The sequence below is a fragment of the Rhizobium sp. BK529 genome (genome assembly GCF_014194105.1).
Classification (GTDB): Bacteria; Pseudomonadota; Alphaproteobacteria; order Rhizobiales; family Rhizobiaceae; genus Rhizobium.
In genome coordinates, this window is sequence record NZ_JACIAU010000001.1 from 1,592,452 (window position 1) to 1,614,486 (window position 22,035).

The following is a 22,035-nucleotide window of genomic DNA, read 5'->3' on the forward strand; positions in this document are numbered from 1 at the left end:
CGCCTCTATAGACCCTCGAAAGCGGCTTGTCAGCCTTGCCAAGGCCCTATTGTTCATCGCATTTTGGCGTCCATGCGCCCCACCATTCTCGATCCGCTGTTTTCGCCCGTTTCCGGGCTTCCAGGCGTCGGCCCGAAGATCTCTGAGCTCTTCGTCAAGCTGCTCGGGCGCGACTCTCCCGAGGATTGCCGGATCATCGATCTCTTGTTCCATGCGCCCTCCTCGCTGATTGACCGGCGTAATCAGCCGGGCATTGCTCGTGCGCCACAAGGCGCAATCGTAACGATCACGGCGCGTGTCGACCGACATCAGGCGCCACCGCGCGGCAATCGCAACGTCCCCTATCGTGTGTTCCTGCATGACGAAACCGGCGAGCTTACGCTTGTCTTCTTTCGTGGCCAGGCGGCATGGCTGGAAAAACAGCTTCCGGTCGATGAAGAGGTAACCGTTAGCGGCAAGGTGGACTGGTTCAATGGCCGCGCTTCGATGGTCCATCCTGATTATATCGTCAAGGTCAGCCAAGGCGAGAACCTGCCGCTGGTCGAACCGATCTATCCGCTGACGGCGGGGCTTTCCCCCAAGACATTGCGCAAGATCATCGAGGTGGCATTGCCACGCATGCCGGACCTGCCGGAATGGATCGATCTTTCGCTGGCGCAAAAGCAGGGCCTGCCTTCGATCCGCGACAGCTTCCATATGCTTCATGAGCCGCGGGATACGTCCGACATCGACCCGCAGACTCCTGCCCGCCGCAGGCTTGCCTATGACGAATTTCTAGCTGGCCAGCTATCGCTGTCGCTGGTGCGGCAACGACTGCGTAAAGTGGCCGGCCAGCCCGTACATGCTACTGGAGAAATCAGCAGCAAGATATTGCAAAGCCTTCCGTTTTCTCCAACGCGTAGCCAGACGGATGCCGTTGCCGACATACTGAAGGATATGGCCGGCGAGGAGCGCATGCTGCGGCTCCTGCAGGGCGATGTCGGCTCCGGCAAGACGCTGGTTGCGTTGCTGTCGATGGCCGCCGTCATTGAGAGCGGCGGACAGGCCGTACTGATGGCACCGACGGAAATCCTCGCCCGACAGCATCACGCGACGATCTCGAAATTTGCGGCTGTCGCCGGCCTTGGTCTCGAGGTGCTGACGGGGCGCACCAAGGGCCGCGAGCGGGAAGATATTCTCGAACGCATCGCCTCGGGCGAAGCGCAGATCATCATCGGTACGCATGCGCTCTTCCAGGATAGCGTCAACTACAAGAACCTGATGCTAGCGGTCGTCGACGAGCAGCACCGCTTCGGCGTGCATCAGCGCCTTCGGCTCACGGCAAAGGGCATCTCGCCTCATATGCTGGTCATGACGGCAACGCCGATTCCCCGCACGCTGGTGTTGGCCGCCTTCGGCGATATGGATGTCTCGAAACTGACAGAGAAGCCCGCGGGGCGAAAGCCGATTCAGACCATCACCGTGCCGACTGAGCGAACCGGTGAAATTGTCGGACGACTGAAGAGCGCGCTTGCCGAAGGTAAGAAAGCCTACTGGATTTGCCCTCTGGTCGAAGAATCCGAAGAGGTCGACCTCATGTCCGCGGAGGAGCGGCATTCGACGCTGGTCTCGGCGCTTGGCCCCGGCATCGGCCTCATCCACGGGCGCATGAGCGGGCCCGAAAAGGATGCGGTCATGCTCGCCTTCAAGAACGGCGAATTGCGACTGCTGGTGGCGACAACCGTTGTCGAAGTTGGCGTCGACGTGCCGGATGCGACGATCATGGTGATCGAACATGCAGAGCGCTTCGGGCTGGCACAGCTGCATCAGCTTCGCGGGCGCGTCGGGCGCGGCGATGAGGCTTCGACCTGCATCCTGCTCTATAAGGGACCACTCGGCGAGACGGGCCATGCGCGGCTTTCCATCATGCGCGAGACGGAAGACGGCTTTCGGATTGCGGAAGAGGACTTGAAGCTGCGCGGGGAAGGCGAAGTTCTCGGGACGCGTCAGTCCGGCACGCCGGGCTTTCGCATCGCCAGCCTCGAAGCGCATGCCGATCTCCTGGAAATCGCCCGCAAGGATGCAGCCTATCAGATCGAACGCGATCCGGAGCTGACGAGCGAGCGCGGGCAGGCAATACGCACCCTGCTCTACCTGTTCCGCCGTGATGAGGCGATCCGCTTCCTCCGGGCTGGTTAGTCGACTTTGGATACCGCCTTCGGCTTGGGGCGCATGACAGGCAAGTGTTCCGGGGCGACGAGGCCACCCGAAATCAAGAATTTAGCCGCATCCTCCGGGCTCATGTCGAGCATGACAATCTTTTCGCGCGGCACGAAGATGAGGAAGCCCGCCGTCGGCACCGGCGTCGGCGGCATGAAGACAGCGACCATGTCCTGTCCCATCGCGTTGAACTTCGATGCGATCTCGCCCCTGGCATCGGTCGCGACAAAGACCAGTGCCCAGAGGCCCGGTCCCGGATATTCGATGAGGCCGACCTTCTTGAAGGAGTTCGGCTGCTCCTTCAGCACTGTTTCGAATATCTGCTTGACGCTTCTGTAGATAGTCCGCACCAGCGGCATGCGATGCACGATGGATTCGCCGAAGCGGACGATGCTCTGCCCGATAAGATTTTTTCCGAGAAAGCCGACAATGGTGATCAGCACCACGGCAATCAGCAGGCCGAAACCGGGAATGGCGAAGTTGATGTAGCTCTCGGGATTCCAACGCGCCGGGATATAGGGCCGCACCCAGCTGTCCGACCAATGGATGAAGGTCCAGGTCAGCCAGATGGTAATTGCAATCGGCGCGCAGATGATCAGTCCGGCGAGAAAATTGTTCCTCAGCCGCATTGCGACCGGCACTCGGGGAGCCTTCTCGGTCATCTTTTCTGATGAACTCCGTTTCAGTCTTCAGACAGGCCGTCGAAACGGCCTTCCCCCTGTGTCCGTGAGCACAAAACTGCCAGAATTCGCCTTGTCGCACAACATGTTTCAGCCCGTTTGGACTTACTCCACAGTTACCGATTTTGCGAGGTTCCGTGGCTGGTCGACGTCCGTCCCCATGAAGACTGCAGTATGGTAAGCGAGCAGCTGGATCGGCAGCGAGAAGATCATTGGCGCGATGATCTCATCGACATTGGGAAGCGTGATCGTCGCCATCGTCGGCAGCTTGGAGGCAGCAGCGCCGGCCTCATCGGTGATGAAGATGATGCGCCCGCCGCGGGCCGCGACTTCCTGCATGTTGGACACCGTTTTTTCGAAGAACCGGTCATAAGGCGCGATGACGATGACGGGCATGTTTTCGTCAATCAGCGCAATCGGCCCATGTTTCAGCTCACCGGCAGCATATCCTTCGGCGTGGATGTAGGAGATTTCCTTGAGCTTCAGCGCGCCTTCCATGGCAAGCGGGAAGCTAGTGCCGCGGCCGAGATAGAGCACGTCCTTGCACTTGGAGAGCTCGCGGGAGAGGCCTTCCATCTGCGGCTGGATGAGATTGAGAACCTTGCTCATGATGCGCGGCATTTCCGCCAGATGGCGCACCATCGCCTTCTCGTCGTCAGCGCTAATCGCGCCGCGGGCGCGACCGGCGCCGACTGCCAGCGAGGCAAGCACGGCAAGCTGGCAGGTGAACGCCTTGGTGGAGGCCACACCGATTTCCGGGCCTGCCATGATCGGGAAGACGGCATCGGCTTCGCGGGCGATGGTCGATTCCCGCACGTTAACGACGGCGCCGATCTTCAGGCCGTTATCCTTGCAGTAGCGCAGCGAAGCCAGCGTGTCGGCAGTCTCGCCCGATTGCGAAATGAAAAGGGCTGCCTGGGAAGGCTGCAGCGGCATTTCGCGATAGCGGAATTCGGAGGCGACGTCGATTTCGACCGGCAGGCGCGCGTAGCGCTCGAACCAGTATTTGCCGATCAAGCCGGCAAGATAGGCGGTGCCACAGGCAGAGATCGCAAGGCCGGTCGCTGCCCTAAAATCAATGGCGGATGCATTGGGGCTGATCGTGTTGGCAGCGAAATCCACATAATGACTGAGCGCGTGGGAAATGACCTCCGGCTGCTCGTAGATTTCCTTTTCCATGAAATGACGGTGATTGCCTTTGTCGACCACATAGGCGGTCGCCTGTGAAATCTGGCGCGGACGTTTGACGACCTTGCCAGAAAAATCGAGCACGGTCGCGCCGTCGCGGGTGATGATCGCCCAGTCGCCGTCGACGAGATAAGTGATCTCGTTGGTGAAGGGCGAAAGAGCAATGGCATCCGAACCCAGAAACATTTCGCCCTTGCCGTAGCCGACGGCTAGCGGCGGGCCGGAGCGGGCCGCCATGATCGTACCGGGATCGTTCTTAAGCATGACGGCAAGCGCATAGGCGCCGGTGACGCGGTTCAGCATCTTCAACATGGCTTCGCGCGCAGAGAGGCCCTCACGCAGATATTTCGCCATGAGATGGGCGACGACTTCCGTATCGGTCTGGCTATGGAAGGCAGCGCCTTCATGGCTCAGTTCATCGCGCAGTTCTGAAAAGTTCTCGATGATGCCGTTATGGACGACCGCGACACCTTCAACGAAATGCGGATGGGCGTTGGTCTCGTTCGGCACGCCATGGGTTGCCCAGCGGGTATGAGCAATGCCCGTCGTTCCCGGCAGCGGCTCGCTGTCCAGCCGCTTTTCGAGGTTGAAGAGTTTGCCCTCTGCCCGGCGGCGATCCATGACGCCCTCATGAATTGTGGCAACACCGGCGGAATCATAACCGCGATATTCCAGCCGCTTCAGCGCATCGACAAGACGGCCCGCAACCGGCGCATTTCCGACGATCCCCACAATTCCGCACATGCAACTATCCCCTCAGGCACCAATATCGACGCCAGTCCTAGCGATTCTCGTTTATTTCTCAATTGGTAGAGCGGTCACTTTCAGTTTCCGCACGTTAAGAAGAAGGCTCAGCCCTTGGCCTTCTTCGCCGCCTTGACGGCGAGCGCCCTTTCGCGCAGGAGCTTGGCCCGCTCGGGCTTGATTTCTTGCCGGGCGCGCCCCAAAGCAAGCGCCTCCGGCGGTACATCCGCCGTGATAACGCTGCCCGAGGCAATATAAGCGCTATCGCCGATCGTCACCGGGGCGACCAGCGAAGAATTCGAGCCGATGAAGGCATCCTTGCCGATAACAGTCTCAAACTTGTTCACCCCGTCATAATTGCAGGTGATCGTACCAGCGCCGATATTGGTGCCTGATCCGATGGTAGCATCACCGATATAGGTCAGATGATTGACCTTGGCGCCCTCGCCGATCCTGCCATTCTTGACCTCGCAGAAATTGCCGACCTTGGAACCGGCGGCGAGATCCGCACCCGGACGCAGCCGCGCGAACGGCCCGACGGCTGCACCTTCGCTGACATGCGCACCCTCGATATGCGAGAAGGCATGGATAACTGCGCCGCTGTCGATGACGGCGCCGGGGCCGAAGACGACGTTCGGTTCGATCAGCGCATCCTGGCCGATGACAGTGTCATAGCAGAGGAAAACGGTTTCCGGGGCGATCATCGTCACGCCCGAAAGCATGAGCTCGTGGCGGCGGCGCTCCTGCCAGAAACGCTCGATCGCGGCGAGTTCGGCGCGGTTGTTGCAGCCGGTCATCTCGACCTCAGGCGCATCGACGGCGGTGACGCGGCCGCCAAGCGCGCGGGCGATTTCCACGAGATCGGTCAGATAATATTCACCCTTGGCATTGCTGTTGCCGATGCGCGACAGGAGGTCGAGCGCCTTTCGGCCGTTGATCGCCATGAGGCCGCTATTGCACCAGTTGACGGCGCGCTCGGCATCCGTCGCATCCCTTTCCTCGCGGATGGCCATCAACTCGCCATCCTTGACAAGCAGGCGACCGTAGCCCGTTGGGCGGTCGGTATGGAAACCGATGACGACAATGTCGCTGCCTTCGGCGAGCGCCTTGCGGGCCTCGAGCAGCGGGCCTGCCGTTTGCAGCGGCACGTCGCCATAGGTCACGATGATATCGTCGTAGCCCTCGGAAATCGCTTCGCGGGCGGCGAGAACGGCATGGCCTGTACCGAGGCGCTGCTCCTGGACATAAGATTTGATCGTCACACCGCCGACATCGGCAGCCTTCGCCACCTTCTCCGCATCCCGACCGACGACGAGGGCGATGGAGGAAACTCCTGTTGCCGCTACGGCATCGACGACATGGGCGATCATTGGCCGGCCGGCAACTTCATGCAGCACTTTCGATTTTGCGGATTTCATTCGCGTGCTGTCGCCGGCGGCGAGAATGACGGCAAGGCAGGTGCGTTCCATGGCAGACTCCGAGAATCCATTGCTAGGCGGCTGTTCTGCCGCTCATAGCAGCAAGGCGAGGCTTCAAAAAGACGAAATCGGCAGGGAAATGGTGGGCTCAGCGAGCGCGGAGAAGGCTTCGTGGACGTGCTCCCTGCCCTCGATAATGACATCTTCCATCGCCTTGCGCGCCGCCGCGGTATTGCCGGCGGCGATGGCCTCGACGATACGCATATGAGTTTCGGCTATGTTGGCGAAACCGTTCTGCGTGGGCGGCGTGCTCATGCGGAACATGCCGACGAGGGCTGCCTCGATGAGCCCGCCGAGCGTGCGCATGAAGGGATTGTGGGATGCTTCGGAAACCGCAAGATGAAAGCGCAAGTCTGCGAGTGCCAGGCTTTCAGACGTGTGGCCGCTTGCGGCCATGTCGAGCGCCAGGCCGCGCAGCAGTTCGATCTCCGCCGGGTTTGCACGTTCGGCCACAAGACCAGCAGCAAACGGTTCGAAAGCGAGGCGGATATCGTAGAGCTGCAGGAGGAATTCTTCGCTCACGCCGCTTGCAAAATGCCAGGAGATGATTTCGGTGTCGAACATGTTCCAGAAGTTCTTTTCCGTCACACGTGTACCGACGCGAGCCTTCGCGACGACCATACCCTTGGCGGCAAGCGTCTTCATCGCTTCGCGAAGCACCGTGCGAGAGACCTTGAAGCGCTGAGCGAGCTCTCCGTCTCCAGGCAGGATGGTACCGACGGGATAGGTGCCGGCAACGATTGCCCGGCCGAGTTCATCAACGACATGCGCGTGGCTTGTTCGGGTTCTTCGCCCTGCCCTACGGGTTTCAAGCGATCTATTGCGCAATCCGTCACTCCTCCTAACCGTATCTCCTGTTCAGACTGGAAAGGAAAAGGATAGCCTTCTGCATAACCATGAATGCAAAAAGCAGCAGGCCAATCAGGATTTTCGTCCACCAGCTCGACAGCGTACCGTCGAAGGTGATGTAAGTCTGAATTAGCCCCTGGATCAGCAGACCGATGAAGGTCCCTGCCACGAATCCCGCTCCTCCTGTCAGCAGCGTCCCTCCGATGACGACTGCCGCAATGGCATCGAGTTCGACGCCCACCGCCGCAAGAGAATATCCGGCAGACGTGTATAGGGAAAAAACGATTCCGGATAGGCCCGCCAGGAAACCCGACAAGGCATAGATCTGGATCGTCGTGCGTGCCACCGGTACGCCCATTAACTGTGCTGTCTGCACCCCGCCACCCAGTGCGTAGACATTGGTTCCGAAGCGGGTGCGGTGGGCGATGAAGACGCCGGCTGCGAAAACGACCAGCATGATGCCGCCGATCAGCGTCAGGCGGCCGCCGCCGGGTAGACGGTAATAGAGGCTCGTCAGCGTCGAATAAAATTCGTGATTGATCGGAATGCTGTCGATCGACAGGACATAGGCCATGCCGCGGGCGAGGAACATGCCGGCCAAAGTCACGATGAAGGGCGGCATCTGCAGGAAATGGATGATCATGCCCATAACTGCGCCGAAGGCCGTGGTGATGATGAGAACGATCGCGAAGGCAGCCAGCGGATGAATGCTGGTGTTCTGCAGGATCACGGCCAAAAAGACGCCAGTAAAGGCGATGACGGAGCCGATCGACAAGTCGATGCCGCCGGAGATGATGACGAAGGTCATGCCGACGGCGGCGATGCCGAGAAAGGCGTTGTCGGTCAGCAGGTTGCCGATGACACGCGTCGATAGCATGTTCGGATATTGTAGGGTGCAGACCGCATAGGCGAGCACGAAGATGACGATCGTCGCAAGGAGCGGCAGGTATTTGGAATTCATTTGCGCCCTCCAGTGTCCGTCCGGCGGGTCAGGAAGCCGGTCAGCGACGACATCGCCGGCGACTGGATGACGAGAATGACGATGATGATGATCGCCTTGATGATGAGATTGAATTCCGGCGGGAAGCCGGACAGCAGGATGCCGGTGTTTACCGACTGAATGATCATGGCGCCAATCAGCGAGCCGATGATGCTGAAGCGGCCGCCAAGCAGGGAATTGCCGCCAACGACCACCGCAAGGATCGCATCGAGCTCCAGCCAGAGACCGGCATTGTTGGCATCAGCCCCCTTGATGTCGGCGGCAACGATGATTCCGGCGATGGAAGCACAGAGGCCGCTCAGCATATAGACAGCCATCAGCAGCACCGGCGTCTGCACGCCGGACAGCGTGCTGGCACGCCTGTTGATGCCGACTGCTTCGATAAGCATGCCGAGTGCGGTGCGGCGAACCAGCAGGATGACCAGCAGGCCGACGATCAGCCAGATGACCACAGGCATGGGCAGGAAGGCGAAAGAACCGCTGCCGAAAAAGATCAGCCCGTCATCGTTGAAGGTCATAATGGCGCCTTCGGTGATGAGCTGGGCGATGCCGCGGCCGGCGACCATGAGCACGAGGGTCGCAATGATCGGTTGGATATTGAGGACGGCGACGAGGAAGCCGTTCCAGACACCGCAGAGCAGGCCAATGATGACAGTCAGCACGAGCGTGTAAGCAAGCGAATTGCCTTCAACGATCGAGGAGGCGGCAACGGCGCCACAGATAGCAATGACAGCACCGACCGACAGGTCAATGCCCTTGGTGGCAATCACCAGCGTCATGCCGATCGCCAGCAGGGCTACCGGCGCGCCACGATTGAGCACATCGATGAGGCTGCCATAGAGGCGTCCATTTTGAGCAATCACATTAAGAAATTGCGGGAAAAAGCTGAAATTCAAAAGAAGAACAACCAAAAGCGCAATCAATTGTGGCGCAAGACGAAAGCCAAGCGCCTTTAGCGAGGCAGTCATGCATCCTCCGTTCGTTTGTCGGCTGCAGCAATGGCGTCGACGATGCTGCCAGCGCTGATATGCTCACCGGTCAGCTCCGCAATATGCTCGCGATCACGCAGCACGATGACGCGTGAGCTGTAGGCGACCAGTTCCTCCAGTTCCGAGGAGATGACAATCAGCGACATGCCTTTGGCGCAGAGTTGCTCGATGAGCTTGATGATTTCGGCATGCGCGCCGACATCGATGCCGCGCGTCGGCTCGTCCAGGATCAGGAAATCCGGATTGGTGGCGAGCCAGCGGGCAAGGATTGCCTTCTGCTGATTGCCACCCGAGAGGAGCCGGATGGGTTTTTCGCGGTCCGTCGTGCGGATATCGAGCGCCTTGATATATTCGTCGGCAATCGCATTCTGCTCGGCGCGAGAGAGCGGCCGTGCCCAGCCACGCCGGGCCTGCAGGGCGAGCGCGATATTCTCGCGAATCGACAGGTCACCGATGATCCCGTCGGTCTTGCGGTCTTCCGGGCAGAAACCAAAGCCCCTGGCGATTGCCGCACGCGGGCTCGACAGCGTCACCGGCTTTCCATCGATGCTGGCGACACCACTATCGGCGCTTTCTATGCCGAACATCAGTTCAGCGGTTTCCGTGCGTCCGGAACCGAGAAGTCCCGCTATGCCGACGACCTCGCCGACGCGAACTTCGAGATCGAAGGGCCTTACCTTGCCGCGTTTGCCATATCCTTCGAAGGCATATTTCACCGCGCCGGCGTCAATCGTGCGCTCCTTGGCGGCGTGCTCGGTCTGCGCCAGTTCACGCCCGAGCATCATGGCGATCAAATTCTGGCGCGGCAGTTCGGCGGCGTCATGCGTTCCCACCAACCGGCCATTGCGCAGCACGGTGATGCGATCGCTGATCGCATATACCTGCTCAAGAAAATGCGTAATGAAGACAATGCCTAATCCGCGCTTCTTCAAGTCGTTCACAACCCGGAAAAGCATCTCTACTTCGTGCGTGTCGAGACTCGCGGTGGGCTCATCGAGAATGAGGACCTTGCCGGAGAGATCGACGGCACGGGCAATCGCCACGATCTGCTGGACGGCAACCGAGAAACGGTCGAGTTGAGCGGTCACGTCGATATCGAGGCCGTAGCCCGCCAGAAGCTCGCGGGCATTGCAGTTCATGGTTCGGGCATCGATCATGCCGAAGCGCTTCGGCTGACGGCCGAGGAACAGATTTTCCGCAATGCTGAGATTGGAGAGGAGGTTAACCTCCTGATAGACGGTGCCAATGCCGAGCTTCTGAGCCGCCAGCGTGTCAGCCGGATCGATCTCGTTGCCTTCCAGCGTCAGACTTCCGGCATCGCGGCGATAGGCACCCGTAATGCATTTGATGAGAGTCGACTTGCCTGCGCCGTTTTCGCCGAGAAGCGCATGTACCTCGCCGCGCCTCAGCGTGAAATCCACCTTATCCAGGGCGATGGCACCGGGGAAGAATTTCGATATGCCCGAAGCTGCGAGAATATTCTCGAAATTGTGAACCATGAGGGCTGCTGTTTCCTGATATTGCGCCGAAGCCTGTACCAGAACGGGCATGATGCCTTGATGGTACTGGCAGTTCCGCACCGGTCCATGATGGACCGGTGCGGTTCCGGCATCAATCAGTAACCCTGACCCTTCTTCTCTTCGTAAACCTTCATCGGATCGTCAGCCTGCGTGTAGAGCTTGGATTCCGTCTGGATCCACTTCGGCGGAGCTTTCTTGTCCTTCAGGTATGCGTCGAGGGCGTCAAAGGCCGGGCCGGCCATGTTCGGCGTCAGCTCGACGGATGCGTTTGCTTCGCCTGCGGACATGGCCTTGAAGATATCAGGCACGGAGTCGATGGAGACGACGAGGATATCCTTGCCGGGCTTCAGACCAGCTTCCTTGATCGCCTGAATACCGCCGACAGCCATATCGTCATTATGGGCGTAGAGAGCGCAGATATCCTTGCCGCCGTTTTCAGCCTTCAGGAAGCTTTCCATGACTTCCTTGCCCTTGGTGCGGGTGAAGTCACCGGTCTGGCTGCGGACGATCTTGAAGTTGTCGTGGCCCTTGATTGCATCCTCGAAGCCCTTCTTGCGAGCGATGGCCGGTGAAGAGCCGGTCGTGCCCTGCAGCTCGACGACGTTGCATTTCTTGTCGCCGACGGTCTTGACCAGCCAGTCGCCGGCGACCTTGCCTTCATGGACCTGATCGGAGGTGACGGCCGTCAGATAGAGGTCTTCAGGAGCCTTGATCGTACGGTCGAGAAGGATGACCGGGATATTGGCTTCCTTGGCTTCCTTGAGAACAGCATCCCAGCCAGTTTCAACGACGGGAGCGATAAGGATGGCATCCACGCCCTGGGCAATGAACGAGCGGAGAGCCTTGATCTGATTTTCCTGTTTCTGCTGAGCATCGGCAAATTTGAGGTCGATGCCGCGCTTTTCAGCCTGCTGCTTGGTGACGGTCGTTTCAGCCGCGCGCCAGCCCGATTCCGAGCCGATCTGCGAGAAGCCGACGGTCAAGCCGGCGGCCGAAGCCGAACCGAACATGCAGGCAGCCAAAATCGTGGCACTCAAAAGTGCAGTCTTCAATTTCATGATGTCCTCCCAATGCCGCGTCTCGCGGCGCAGGATCAAAAAATCATATAGTAATACTTTTGTAAATGAGCATTTTAGCATGCATTGCAGCAAAAAGGCGCCCTTTTCAGAGCGCCTTTTCGCAACTGCGAGTTACAGGTTTGGCCTTATTGCGCAGGCAGCTTGTCGTCTACGCCTTCGACATAGAAGTTCATGCCAAGCAGCGTGCCATCATCAGCCTTTTCGCCGGCCTTCAGCCAGGGCGTGCCGTCCTGCTTGTTGATTGGGCCGGTGAAGGGATGCAGTTCGCCGGACTTGATCTTGGCTTCGGTTTCCTCAGCCATCTTCTTCACGTCGTCGGGCATGTTGGTATAGGGCGCCATCTTGAGGATGCCATCCTTCAGGCCATCCCAGCTCTGTTCAGACTTCCAGGTGCCGTCCAGAAGCGCGTGGACGCGCTTTGAATAATAGTTGCCCCAGGTATCGACAATTGCCGTCAGCTGCGCTTTCGGGCCGGCTGCGATCATGTCGGATGCCTGGCCGAAGGCGTGGATGCCGCGCTCTTCGGCAACCTGCATCGGCGCTGTCGTGTCGGTGTGCTGCGTCAGCACGTCGACGCCCTGGTCGATCATCGCCTTGGCGGCATCAGCTTCCTTGCCCGGATCGAACCAGGTATTGACCCAGATGACCTTGAGCTTGAAGCTCGGGTCGATCGACTTGGCGCCCTGTTCGAAGGAGTTGATGCCCATCACAACTTCCGGGATCGGGAAGGAGGCGATGTAGGCGGCACCGTGATTTTTCGAGGTCTTGGCGGCGATCTGGCCGAGGATGTAGCGGCCTTCATAGAAGCGTGAATTATAGGTCGCGAGGTTAGGGCCGGACTTGTAGCCGGTGCCGTGCTCGAACTTGACCTTCGGGAATTTGGCGGCAACCTTGACCGTCGCGTCCATGAAGCCGAAGGACGTCGCGAAAATCAGCTGGCAGCCGGAGCGCGCAAGGCGCTCGATGGCGCGCTCGGCATCCGGGCCTTCCGGCACGTTTTCGAGATAAGGCGTTTCGATCTTGTCGCCAAACTCGGCCTGGACCTGCTGACGGCCGACATCGTGAGCCTGGGAATAACCGCCGTCGTTGTGCGCTCCGACATAGACGAAGCAGACCTTCGTCTTTTCTGCTGCCTCGGCTGCGGAGGAGATGCCGATCACGGCTGCGGCCGATGCGGCAAGTGCTAATGCGAACTTCTTCATGATGACCCCTGTTGGTTTGAAGTTATTCCGGAAACCCGTCTTGGTATTCTTGTTTTATCGCTCCGGGACGAAGGCTTTTCCAAGCGACGCGGGCGTATTGATCAACGTCGTGCGCCGATTATGAGAAATGATGATGAGAACTACAATAGTCGCGACATAAGGCAACATAGAGAGGAATTGCGCGGGGATACCGAGGCCGAAGGCCTGCGCGTGGAGCTGCAGGATCGTGACCGCTCCGAAGAGGTAACCGCCGGCAAAGACCCGCCACGGGCGCCAAGAGGCGAAGACGACCAGCGCCAGCGTGATCCAGCCGCGGCCGGCCGACATGTTTTCCACCCATTGCGGCGTATAGACGAGCGAGAGCTGCGCACCGGCGAGACCCGCGCAGGCACCACCGAAGATGACCGCCAGATAGCGCGTGCGGATGACGTGAATGCCGAGCGCGTGGGCCGAGCCGTGGCTGTCGCCGATCGCTCTCAGCTTCAGGCCCAGGCGGCTTCTGAACAGGAACCAGCTGACGCCAAGGAGCAAGGCGATCGATAGATAGAAAATCAGCTCCTGCTTGAAAAGAACCGGACCGATAACGGGGATATCGGACAGCAGCGGGATGGCGATCTCTTTCAGCTGAATGCCGGGCACGCTGACATAGGGTTCGCCGAGCTGGCCGGATAGGCCGAGACCGAGAAGGGTCAGCGCCAGGCCCGTGGCCACCTGGTTCGCGACCAGCGTCAGCGTCAGGAATGCAAAGAGCAGCGAGAAAAGCGCGCCCGCGAGGATGCCGCAGATGATGCCGGCATAGGGCGACCCCGACATCTGCGCGCCGGCAAAGGCGGCTACTGCCCCCATGATCATCATACCCTCGACGCCAAGATTGAGGACGCCGGAGCGCTCCGTCACGAGTTCGCCAAGGGCTGCGATGACGAGCGGCGTGGAGGCGGTGATAACGGTCAGAAGAATGGCTTCGAAAATGCTCACGCCGCGCCACCCCTTACCCGCGACAAGACGATACGGATTTTGTAATAGATCAGCGTGTCGCACGAGAGCACGAAAAAGAGGATCAACCCCTGGAAGACGCGGGTGACCTTGTCCGAAACACCGATCGATAACTGCGCCGCCTCACCACCTAGATAGGTCAATGCCAGTACCAAACCCGAAGCGATAATGCCGAGCGGATTGAGACGGCCGAGGAAGGCGACAATAATGGCGGTGAAGCCATAGCCCGGCGAAATCGCGGGCTGCAGATGACCAATCGAGCCCGACACTTCGCAAATGCCGGCAAGCCCGGCCAGCGCGCCTGAAAAGAGGAAGCTGAACCAGATCATCTTCTTCGAAGAGAAGCCTGCGAAGCGCCCCGCCCGTTCCGACTGGCCGAGCACGACAACCTCGAAGCCCTTCAGAGTGAAGCGCATCATAAACCAGACCAGGATGGCCGCGACGACGGCGAAAATGAAGGCCCAGTGGGCACGGCCAGATTCCTCCCATATCGCCGGCACGATCGCCTCTGGAGCAAAGTCCCGAGAGACCGGAAAGTTGAAGCCCTTCGGATCGCGCCATGCGCCACGGATCAGCCAATCGAGAAAGAGCTGGGCGATATAGACCAGCATCAACGATGTCAGAATCTCGTTGGTATTGAAATGCGCCTTCAGCAGCGCCGGAATGGCCGCAAAAAGCGCGCCGCCAAGCGCGCCAAGGATCAGCATCAGCGGCAGCACCAACGGCGAATGCCAGTCGTAGAAGACGATCGGGATATAGGAGCCGGTGATCGCGCCAATGGTGAACTGGCCTTCGGCGCCGATATTCCAGTTGTTGGATCGGTAACAGACGGCAAGGCCGACAGCGATCAGGATGATCGGCGCGGCTTTGACTGCCAATTCATGCAGCGACCAGATTTCCAGAAGCGGTTCGAGGAAGAAGGCGTCGAGTGCCTCGACCGGATCCTTGCCGAGCGTGGCGAACATTATCGCGCCGACGACCAGCGTCAGAACGAGGGCCAGGAGCGGCGAGACGAAAGCAAAGAGCTTCGAGACCTGCGGGCGCTTTTCCAGTTCAATGCGCAAGTGCGGGCTCCCCGGCGTGTTTGCCTTCATGCAGGCCGCCCATCAGCAGACCGATTTTTTCCCGCGTCAGCTCACCGGCCGGATAGGGCTTGGACAGCCGTCCTTCAGAAATTACGGCGATATCGGTCGCCACCTCGAAGATCTCGTCGAGATCCTGGCTGATGACGACGACGGCAGAACCGGCCTTTGCGAGATCGACGAGCGCCTGGCGGATACGGCTTGCGGCACCCGCATCCACACCCCAGGTCGGCTGATTGACGACCAGCACCGCCGGCTGTCGGTCAAGCTCTCGGCCGACGATGAATTTCTGCAGATTGCCGCCGGAGAGCGAACCTGCGGCTGGATCATCGCCGCTCTTGCGCACGTCCATGGCCTCGGAAATGCGGCGTGCTGCGGATTTCACCGCACCATACCTGATAATACCGAGGACACCCAGAAACGCCTTGCGATCAGACTGGCTGCGGGCCAGCACCAGATTGTCGGACAGTTTCATCGCGGAAACAGCGGCATGGCCATGCCGCTCCTCCGGCACGAAGCCGGCGCCGAGCAGACGTCGGGCAGTGATGCCCTGCCTGCCGACGGGCTTCTTGCGAATGACGATCGCTTCGGCCGAAGAAACTGGATACTCGCCCGACAGTGCATCAAAGAGCTCGCTCTGCCCATTCCCCGCAACGCCGGCAATGGCCAGGATTTCACCGGAGCGCACAGCCATGGAAACATCGCGCAACGGCATGGCAAAGGGGGTGCGGGCGGCGACCGAGAGGTTCGAGACGGCAAGCTGCACCTCTCCCTTGTCGCTGCGCTCGGGATGGGTGACAGCCGCCACTTCGTTGCCGACCATCATGCGGGCGAGAGAGGAAGGCGTTTCCTGCTTCGGATCGCAGGCGCCTGTCACGCGGCCATGTCGAAGCACGGTAGCGCGGTCGCAGATGCGCTGCACCTCTTCCAGGCGATGGCTGATATATAGAACCGAGCGGCCTTCGGCGCGCAGCTTGAAGAGCGTTTCGAAGAGCCTGTCGGCTTCCTGCGGCGTCAGCACCGAGGTCGGCTCGTCGAGGATGATGAGCTTCGGGTTCTGCAGCAGAGCGCGGACGATCTCGATGCGCTGGCGTTCGCCAACCGAAAGATCCGCGACATGCGCATGCGGGTCGAGCGGCAGGCCATAGGCCTGCGACAGCGCCCTCGCCTCCTCTGCGATCCTGCCGATCGGAATGCCGTCATCGAGAGAAAGCGCGATGTTTTCGGCAACGGTCAGTGCCTCAAACAGCGAAAAATGCTGAAAGACCATGCCGATGCCAAGCTTGCGGGCCTCCCCGGGAGACGTGATCGTGACCGGCCTGCCCTCCCAGAGAATTTGCCCGTCAGTCGGCTCCAGAACGCCGAAAAGCATCTTGACCAACGTGGATTTGCCTGCGCCATTTTCGCCGAGAAGCGCATGAATTTCGCCCGGCGCTATATCGAGATCGATTTCATTGCAGGCGGCAAAGCTACCGAAAAATTTCGTCAGCTTCTGAACCGATAATAACGCGCCGGAATCCGGCACATTCAATGGCGACACGTTCCCCTCATTTCTTCTGCCGACCGGTCCGTTTGGATCTCATGGAATCAGCAGCGTCGTTCCGGTTGTTTTTCTTGTTTCCAGATCTGCGTGGGCCCGCCCAACCTCACGCAGCGGATAGGTTTGATTGATATTGATACGCACTTTGTTGCTGCGCACAACATCAAATAGATTGTTTGCACAATCGGTAAGTTCTTGGCGCGTGGCAATATAGGTAAAGAGCGTCGGGCGCGTTGCATAGAGCGAGCCCCTTTGGGCGAGATGGCCCATGGTGAAATTCTCGATCGCGCCGGAGGATTGGCCGAAGGACGCAAAGAGCCCGCGCGGCTTCAAGCAATCCAGCGATTGCGGGAAAGTGTCGCGGCCGATCGAGTCATAGACCACATCAACCCCCTTGCCGCCGGTGATCTCCCGCACACGTTCGGCGAAATTCTCGGTCCTGTAGTTGATGACATGGTCATAGCCGTGTTCGAGCGCCAGCTGGACTTTGTCGGCGGAGCCTGCCGTGCCGATGACGGTGGCGCCGAGCGCCTTTGCCCACTGGCCGGCAATCAGGCCGACGCCGCCGGCTGCGGCATGGAACAACAACACCGTCTCAGGGCCGACCTTAAAGGTGCGGTTCAAGAGGTACTCGGCCGTCATGCCTTTCAGCATCATGGCGGCTGCGGTTTCGAGGCTGATGCCTTCGGGCACCTGGACCAGATGTTTCGTGTCGATGTTGCGCTCCGCGCTATAGGCCCCATCAGAGCCCGCATAGGCAACGCGGTCGCCCACGGTAAAATCGGTTACGCCGGAGCCTACTGCCGTAACGACACCTGCGGCCTCCTTGCCAGTCACGAAGGGCAGATGCGGTGCTTTGTAGGTACCATCACGGAAATAGACGTCGATGAAATTCAGACCGACCGCTTCCTGGCGGATCTGCACCTGGCCTTCCGACGGGGGCGGCAGATCGATATCGACATAGTCGAAAACCTCGGGTCCACCGTTCCTGGAAAAAGAAACCGCCTTCGTCTTTGCCATAGCTCTCTACCTCACTTGCGTCCAAGCGCCGGAAAGAATTGGAGCACCGCGCCGATGACGTAAAGATAAATGCCGCTCACGATGAAGAGAGCGACCGCCCATTGCGGCATATCGAAATACATCAGCAGCGAATAGGCGCCGAGCGCCGACCACAGCAGGAAGACGCCAAGGTTCAGCGGGCGCAGACGCTGGACCCGCACCGGATGCAGGAAGTTGACCGGCAGGAAGGTCAGGATCACGGAGACGGCGACGACGATAAAAGCGGTCATCTCGCCTGCATGCATGACGAAGAGCGTGAAGATCACCATGTTCCAGACGACCGGAAAGCCCGAGAAGAAATACTCCTCCGTCTTCATGCCTGTATCGGCATAATAGATGGCGCTAGATACGACGATCATGCCGGCGGCAACGAAGGACCAGGGCTCGCCGATCATGCCGCTTTGATAGAGCGCGAAGGCCGGCAGCAGCACGTAGGTGACGTAATCGATGATATTGTCGAGCGTATCACCAGACCAATTCGGCAGCACTTCCTTGACGCGCACCTTGCGGGCGATCGGTCCGTCGATGCCATCGACCAGAAGCGCAAGGCCCAGCCACCAGAACATATCGACGAAACGGTGCTCGGCAGCAGCGACCACACCGAGAAAAGCGAGAAAGGAACCGGAGGCCGTCAGAATATGCACGGAGAATGCGCGCATTTCCGCGTAAGGAACACGCTTATAATTGAAAATTTTCATGTTCCCCCGTACTACCTGTTACGCCCCGCGCCGCGGCGGGCGTTTTTTTGCCTAATATGCATCCTTTGAAGAGCTTAGCCAGCGCAAAAGCGACAGGTCGCCACCGCCAGCAAATCCTGACCGTGACATGCATATTTCGCTCCTCAGCCGTGCGATGGAATGGATTGCCTTTAATTTAGCGGGGTTTTGTAATATCTGCCTCGCATGTGATGATTATCTTGCGAACGACGAGCCCGATATCTAATGAACGCTCCTGCAAAGACCGAAGAATTCGCCTCCGCCATTCCCGCCGGCGTCTATGCCGAGACGGTGCTGAGCGTGACGCATTATACCGACCGGCTCTTCCGCTTCACGATGACCCGGCCCGATGGCTTCCGTTTCCGCTCGGGCGAATTTGCAATGATCGGCCTCATGGTCGATGGCAAGCCGATCTTCCGCGCCTATTCGATCGCAAGCCCGGCATGGGCCGAAGAGCTTGAATTCTTCTCCATCAAGGTGCCGGATGGTCCGCTGACTTCGCATTTGCAGCTCATCAAGCCGGGCGACCAGGTGCTGATGCGCAAGAAGCCGACGGGCACGCTGGTTCTCGACGCACTCACTCCCGGCAAGCGCCTCTACATGTTCTCGACCGGCACAGGTATTGCACCTTTCGCGAGCCTTATCCGCGATCCGGAAACCTATGAGAAGTTTGACGAAGTCATCCTCACCCATACGACGCGCGAGATCTCCGAACTAAAATACGGCTTCGATCTTCTCGACGAAATCCGGAATGACGAACTTCTCCAGGAAGTGGTCGGCGACAAGCTGCGCCACTATGCGACCGTCACCCGCGAGGATTTCGAATATCGCGGCCGCATCACCGACCTGATTTCCTCCGGTAAGCTCTTCACCGATCTCGGCGTCCCGCCAATTGATCCGGCGGTTGACCGCGGCATGATCTGCGGTTCTTCCGCGATGCTGAAGGACACCAAGGAGCTTCTGGAAAAGGCCGGCCTCGAAGAGGGTGCCAACAGCAAACCCGCGGAGTTCGTGATCGAGCGCGCATTCGTCGGCTGAGGCTGCGAAACGATTTTCCAGGCAACGGCTCCGGAAACGGGGCCGTTCTTATTTCTGGCTCAGATAATCGATCAGCGCCGCCATCGTCAGGCGTGCTTGATCGACCTCGCCCTGATGAATGGCTGTGATCACTGTGACATGGAGAGAAATGGAGCGATCCATCTTTTCCGGATTAGCAGTCGAATACCACAGACGCCGGGAGTGGGTCTGCACGGGCCCGAGGGCCGCGGTGATGAAGCGGTTCGGACACGCATCCTCAAGAATCTCGTCGAAAGCCTTATCCGCGGCGAAAAAACCTTTCAGATCGCCGCCGACAGCGCATCTCTCCATAGCGGCAGCACATTGGATGAGCCGCGCCCTCTCTTCGTCATTCGCCGCGTCGGCGACCAATGCCGCCGCTGCCGGCTCAAGCTTGCGACGCACTTGCATGACATTCGCATGGTCTTCGGCGCGGATCTCGGCGATCTGCAAACCGACACGCGGCTTCACCACGATCAACCCCTGCCAGGCGAGTTTCTGGATCGCTTCGCGCACCGGTGTGCGGCCATGGCCTGCAAGATCGATGAGCTGCTTTTCCGTCACCAGAGCACCGGGCGCCAAAGCCAGCGTCACTATGGCATGCTCGAGCGCCAGATAGGCGAGATGGCTAAGCGATTCCTGCATGCGGGCGGATCCGAGGCTGATATATCAATACTGGCACGGTTGAACGCCAAAGACAAGTTATCCTGATATATCAAAAGCATGCAGCATGCGAGAACAATCCCTTATTCGTGGCGCAATGCCTCGATGGGATTAAGCTGGGCTGCGCGTCTCGCCGGAAAGAAGCCGAAGATCATACCGATGGCCGCCGAAAAGACGAAGGCGATGAAGATGATGAGCGGGCTGACGACGAAGGGCACATTCAGTAAACTGACCGTACCGTAGGCAAGCGTCAGGCCAAGCATGATGCCGGCTATGCCGCCGAAGAGCGACAGGGCGACCGCCTCGACGAGGAATTGCGTCAGCACCTGATTTTCGAGCGCGCCGATGGCAAGGCGAATACCGATCTCACGGGTGCGCTCGGTCACCGATACCAGCATGATATTCATGATGCCGATGCCGCCGACGAGCAGGCTGACGGCGGCGACCGCACCAAGCAGACCAGTCAGCAGTGTCGTCGTGCCGGTCATCGCCTCAGCGATCTGCGTCATGTCATTGACGTTGAAATCATCCTGGCGGCCGGGAATGATTTTGCGGCGTTCACGAAGAAGGTTCTCGACATCGGCCTGCACCTTTGAGGTTGACACGCCGTCGCGCGCCGAGATGAGGATGGTCGGGACATTGGAGCTACCGCTGATGCGGCGCTGGAAAACCTTTACCGGCATGATGACGACATCGTCCTGGTCATTGCCCATGCCGGACTGACCGCGCTTTGCCAACACGCCGATAACGGGGCAGGAAACTTTGCCGACACGAATCTGCTGGCCGGTCGGATCGGCGGCGCCAAAAAGTTGCTCGCGCACGGTCTCACCGATGATGCAGCGCGACTGGCCGCGCTCTTCGGCCGGCGTGAAATTGCGGCCAAGCGCCAGATCCCAGTCCTGCGCGATGAAATAGTCGTTGGTCGTGCCGTAGACGGTGGTGGAATGATTCTGCCCGCCGAAGATGACGGTTGCCGTCGACTGGTTGGACGGCGCCACGGCGCGCAGACCGGGAACCTGATCGCGGATCGCCTCGACATCTTTCAGCGTAAAGCGCCGCGCCTCGGCGCTGGCGCGGCCGGGACCGAACTGACCGGGACGCACAAAGAGCATGTTGGTGCCGAGGCGCGACAGCTCGGTCGAAACCTGCGCCGTCGTGCCGTTGCCGATCGTGACGAGCGCGATGACGGCGGCAACACCAATGACGACGCCGAGTACAGTCAGGAAGGAACGCAGCAGATTGCGGCTGATGGCGCGCAGCGCGAGCTTCAGCGTTTCAAAGAACATGCTCCGCCCTCCGCTGATGCTCCACCTCGGTTTCCAGCTTGCCATCGACAAAGCGCAACAGGCGTCCCGCATAGGCAGCGATATCAGGCTCATGCGTGACCATGACGATGGTGATGCCCTGCTCGCGGTTCAGCCGCGTCATCAGATCCATGATCTCGATGCTGGTCTTGGTATCGAGATTGCCGGTCGGCTCATCAGCGAGCAGCAGTGCGGGTTCGGTGACGATGGCACGGGCGATCGCCACACGCTGCTGCTGACCGCCGGAGAGTTCCTGTGTCTTGTGATGCTCCCGGCCAGACAGGCCGACGAGGCCGAGTGCCTCTTTCGCGCGCTTACGCCGCTCGCCGACCGCCATCCCGCGATAGATCAGCGGCAGTTCGACGTTCTCGACCGCCGATGTGCGCGACAACAGGTTGAAGCCCTGAAAGACGAAACCCAGCATATGGCGGCGCAGAAGCGTCAGCTGGCTGCGATCGAAACCGCCGGTCGAAATGCCCTGGAAGACATAGTCGCCAGAGGTCGGCACATCGAGACACCCGAGAATATTCATCGCCGTCGACTTGCCGGAGCCGGAAGGTCCCATAATCGCGACGAATTCATGCGTGCGGATCGAAAGGTCCACATGGTCGAGGGCGCGGATCGCCGCAACGCCTTCGCCGTAGATTTTCGAGACCTGCCTGAATTCGAGAAGCGGCGGGCGTTCCATCATCGG

The 22,035-nt window shown here is 59.6% G+C and carries 19 protein-coding genes; 2 read left to right on the forward strand and 17 right to left on the reverse strand.

The window, feature by feature from the left end:
• Window positions 1-72: 72 nt before the first annotated feature.
• The gene (recG, locus tag FHX08_RS08045) at window positions 73-2,178 is read left to right on the forward strand and encodes an ATP-dependent DNA helicase RecG (RefSeq protein ID WP_132651465.1); all 2,106 of its coding nucleotides are present in this window, start codon (window positions 73-75) and stop codon (window positions 2,176-2,178) included.
• Here recG and FHX08_RS08050 read toward each other — a convergent pair.
• The 14 genes from FHX08_RS08050 to pcsA form a co-directional block, all read right to left on the reverse strand.
• A complete protein-coding gene (locus FHX08_RS08050) occupies window positions 2,175-2,861 on the reverse strand; it encodes a DUF502 domain-containing protein (protein WP_132651464.1) in 687 nt (228 codons plus the stop codon). The genes recG and FHX08_RS08050 overlap by 4 nt on opposite strands.
• 123 nt (window positions 2,862-2,984) lie before the next feature.
• On the reverse strand, window positions 2,985-4,811 hold the full coding sequence (gene glmS / locus FHX08_RS08055) for a glutamine--fructose-6-phosphate transaminase (isomerizing) (RefSeq protein ID WP_132651463.1): 1,827 nt from the start codon (window positions 4,809-4,811) through the stop codon (window positions 2,985-2,987).
• Between the two features lie 107 nt (window positions 4,812-4,918).
• The gene (gene glmU / locus FHX08_RS08060) at window positions 4,919-6,280 is read right to left on the reverse strand and encodes a bifunctional UDP-N-acetylglucosamine diphosphorylase/glucosamine-1-phosphate N-acetyltransferase GlmU (protein ID WP_132651462.1); all 1,362 of its coding nucleotides are present in this window, start codon (window positions 6,278-6,280) and stop codon (window positions 4,919-4,921) included.
• A 63-nt stretch (window positions 6,281-6,343) separates the two neighbouring features.
• Window positions 6,344-7,117, reverse strand: coding sequence for a FadR/GntR family transcriptional regulator (locus FHX08_RS08065; RefSeq protein ID WP_132651461.1), 774 nt, complete (start codon window positions 7,115-7,117; stop codon window positions 6,344-6,346).
• Window positions 7,118-7,130: 13 nt separating this feature from the next.
• The gene (yjfF, locus tag FHX08_RS08070; RefSeq protein ID WP_132651460.1) at window positions 7,131-8,099 is read right to left on the reverse strand and encodes a galactofuranose ABC transporter, permease protein YjfF; all 969 of its coding nucleotides are present in this window, start codon (window positions 8,097-8,099) and stop codon (window positions 7,131-7,133) included.
• Window positions 8,096-9,106 (reverse strand): ABC transporter permease, encoded by a 1,011-nt coding sequence (locus tag FHX08_RS08075; protein WP_132651459.1) that lies wholly within the window; start codon window positions 9,104-9,106, stop codon window positions 8,096-8,098. Before FHX08_RS08075 ends, yjfF begins: the two co-directional genes overlap by 4 nt.
• Window positions 9,103-10,626 (reverse strand): galactofuranose ABC transporter, ATP-binding protein YtfR, encoded by a 1,524-nt coding sequence (ytfR, locus tag FHX08_RS08080; RefSeq protein WP_132651989.1) that lies wholly within the window; start codon window positions 10,624-10,626, stop codon window positions 9,103-9,105. Before ytfR ends, FHX08_RS08075 begins: the two co-directional genes overlap by 4 nt.
• Before the next feature lie 116 nt (window positions 10,627-10,742).
• Window positions 10,743-11,705, reverse strand: a complete 963-nt coding sequence (gene ytfQ, locus FHX08_RS08085; protein WP_132651458.1) for a galactofuranose ABC transporter, galactofuranose-binding protein YtfQ — start codon at window positions 11,703-11,705, stop codon at window positions 10,743-10,745.
• A gap of 146 nt (window positions 11,706-11,851) precedes the next feature.
• The gene (locus FHX08_RS08090; protein ID WP_132651457.1) at window positions 11,852-12,928 is read right to left on the reverse strand and encodes a BMP family ABC transporter substrate-binding protein; all 1,077 of its coding nucleotides are present in this window, start codon (window positions 12,926-12,928) and stop codon (window positions 11,852-11,854) included.
• Window positions 12,929-12,982: 54 nt separating this feature from the next.
• Window positions 12,983-13,903 (reverse strand): ABC transporter permease, encoded by a 921-nt coding sequence (locus FHX08_RS08095; RefSeq protein ID WP_184327075.1) that lies wholly within the window; start codon window positions 13,901-13,903, stop codon window positions 12,983-12,985.
• Window positions 13,900-14,985: an ABC transporter permease gene (locus FHX08_RS08100; RefSeq protein ID WP_132651455.1), complete on the reverse strand. Its 1,086-nt coding sequence runs from the start codon at window positions 14,983-14,985 to the stop codon at window positions 13,900-13,902. The genes FHX08_RS08095 and FHX08_RS08100 overlap by 4 nt, the downstream gene beginning before the upstream one ends.
• Window positions 14,975-16,543, reverse strand: a complete 1,569-nt coding sequence (locus FHX08_RS08105) for an ABC transporter ATP-binding protein (protein WP_132651454.1) — start codon at window positions 16,541-16,543, stop codon at window positions 14,975-14,977. The genes FHX08_RS08100 and FHX08_RS08105 overlap by 11 nt, the downstream gene beginning before the upstream one ends.
• Window positions 16,544-16,582: 39 nt before the next feature.
• A complete protein-coding gene (locus tag FHX08_RS08110) occupies window positions 16,583-17,563 on the reverse strand; it encodes a quinone oxidoreductase (RefSeq protein ID WP_132651453.1) in 981 nt (326 codons plus the stop codon).
• Window positions 17,564-17,574: 11 nt separating this feature from the next.
• Entirely contained in the window at window positions 17,575-18,300 is a 726-nt protein-coding gene (gene pcsA, locus FHX08_RS08115) for a phosphatidylcholine synthase (RefSeq protein WP_132651452.1), read from the reverse strand.
• A gap of 243 nt (window positions 18,301-18,543) precedes the next feature.
• Between pcsA and FHX08_RS08120 the strand changes: the two genes are divergently transcribed.
• The gene (locus FHX08_RS08120) at window positions 18,544-19,356 is read left to right on the forward strand and encodes a ferredoxin--NADP reductase (RefSeq protein ID WP_132651451.1); all 813 of its coding nucleotides are present in this window, start codon (window positions 18,544-18,546) and stop codon (window positions 19,354-19,356) included.
• 48 nt (window positions 19,357-19,404) lie between these two features.
• Here FHX08_RS08120 and FHX08_RS08125 read toward each other — a convergent pair whose 3' ends face one another.
• The 3 genes from FHX08_RS08125 to FHX08_RS08135 form a co-directional block, all read right to left on the reverse strand.
• A complete protein-coding gene (locus tag FHX08_RS08125; RefSeq protein WP_184327076.1) occupies window positions 19,405-20,019 on the reverse strand; it encodes a GntR family transcriptional regulator in 615 nt (204 codons plus the stop codon).
• 101 nt (window positions 20,020-20,120) lie between these two features.
• Window positions 20,121-21,323 (reverse strand): ABC transporter permease, encoded by a 1,203-nt coding sequence (locus FHX08_RS08130; RefSeq protein ID WP_132651449.1) that lies wholly within the window; start codon window positions 21,321-21,323, stop codon window positions 20,121-20,123.
• Window positions 21,313-22,029 carry an ABC transporter ATP-binding protein gene (locus FHX08_RS08135; protein WP_132651988.1) on the reverse strand — a complete coding sequence of 239 codons (717 nt, stop codon included), beginning with the start codon at window positions 22,027-22,029 and terminating at the stop codon, window positions 21,313-21,315. Before FHX08_RS08135 ends, FHX08_RS08130 begins: the two co-directional genes overlap by 11 nt.
• Window positions 22,030-22,035: the final 6 nt, after the last annotated feature.

What these genes read in the sequence shown, in the direction of transcription:
- FHX08_RS08050 (WP_132651464.1), bottom strand. Translation starts at nt 2,861, where the DNA reads ATGACCGAGAAGGCTCCCCGAGTGCCGGTCGCAATGCGGCTGAGGAAC.
- ytfQ (WP_132651458.1), bottom strand. Translation starts at nt 11,705, where the DNA reads ATGAAATTGAAGACTGCACTTTTGAGTGCCACGATTTTGGCTGCCTGC.
- glmS (WP_132651463.1), bottom strand. Translation starts at nt 4,811, where the DNA reads ATGTGCGGAATTGTGGGGATCGTCGGAAATGCGCCGGTTGCGGGCCGT.
- FHX08_RS08135 (WP_132651988.1), bottom strand. Translation starts at nt 22,029, where the DNA reads ATGGAACGCCCGCCGCTTCTCGAATTCAGGCAGGTCTCGAAAATCTAC.
- recG (WP_132651465.1), top strand. Translation starts at nt 73, where the DNA reads ATGCGCCCCACCATTCTCGATCCGCTGTTTTCGCCCGTTTCCGGGCTT.
- FHX08_RS08110 (WP_132651453.1), bottom strand. Translation starts at nt 17,563, where the DNA reads ATGGCAAAGACGAAGGCGGTTTCTTTTTCCAGGAACGGTGGACCCGAG.
- pcsA (WP_132651452.1), bottom strand. Translation starts at nt 18,300, where the DNA reads ATGAAAATTTTCAATTATAAGCGTGTTCCTTACGCGGAAATGCGCGCA.
- yjfF (WP_132651460.1), bottom strand. Translation starts at nt 8,099, where the DNA reads ATGAATTCCAAATACCTGCCGCTCCTTGCGACGATCGTCATCTTCGTG.
- FHX08_RS08120 (WP_132651451.1), top strand. Translation starts at nt 18,544, where the DNA reads ATGAACGCTCCTGCAAAGACCGAAGAATTCGCCTCCGCCATTCCCGCC.
- ytfR (WP_132651989.1), bottom strand. Translation starts at nt 10,626, where the DNA reads ATGGTTCACAATTTCGAGAATATTCTCGCAGCTTCGGGCATATCGAAA.
- FHX08_RS08125 (WP_184327076.1), bottom strand. Translation starts at nt 20,019, where the DNA reads ATGCAGGAATCGCTTAGCCATCTCGCCTATCTGGCGCTCGAGCATGCC.
- glmU (WP_132651462.1), bottom strand. Translation starts at nt 6,280, where the DNA reads ATGGAACGCACCTGCCTTGCCGTCATTCTCGCCGCCGGCGACAGCACG.
- FHX08_RS08130 (WP_132651449.1), bottom strand. Translation starts at nt 21,323, where the DNA reads ATGTTCTTTGAAACGCTGAAGCTCGCGCTGCGCGCCATCAGCCGCAAT.
- FHX08_RS08075 (WP_132651459.1), bottom strand. Translation starts at nt 9,106, where the DNA reads ATGACTGCCTCGCTAAAGGCGCTTGGCTTTCGTCTTGCGCCACAATTG.
- FHX08_RS08090 (WP_132651457.1), bottom strand. Translation starts at nt 12,928, where the DNA reads ATGAAGAAGTTCGCATTAGCACTTGCCGCATCGGCCGCAGCCGTGATC.